Genomic DNA, 250 nt, shown 5'->3' with positions numbered 1-250 from the left:
GTAGTATTTAGCCTTGGAGGATGGTCCCCCCATATTCAGACAAAGTTTCTCGTGCTCCGTCCTACTCGATTTCATGACTAAGAGATTTTCGCGTACAGGGCTATCACCCACTATGGCCGCACTTTCCAGAGCGTTCCGCTAATCTCAAAGCCACTTAAGGGCTAGTCCCCGTTCGCTCGCCACTACTAAGGGAATCTCGGTTGATTTCTTTTCCTCAGGGTACTTAGATGTTTCAGTTCCCCTGGTTCGC

Annotated in this window: 1 rRNA gene; it reads right to left on the bottom strand. The window is 49.6% G+C overall.

Going from position 1 to position 250, the window contains the following annotated elements:
• A 23S ribosomal RNA gene (locus tag WLY71_RS31745) occupies positions 1–250 on the bottom strand; the annotation flags it as partial.

The organism is Pseudomonas rossensis, assembly GCF_039888995.1.
GTDB classification, from domain to species: domain Bacteria; phylum Pseudomonadota; class Gammaproteobacteria; order Pseudomonadales; family Pseudomonadaceae; genus Aquipseudomonas; species Aquipseudomonas rossensis.
Note: the sequence above shows the minus strand (reverse complement) of the source record. Positions and strands in the feature narration are given on the sequence as shown.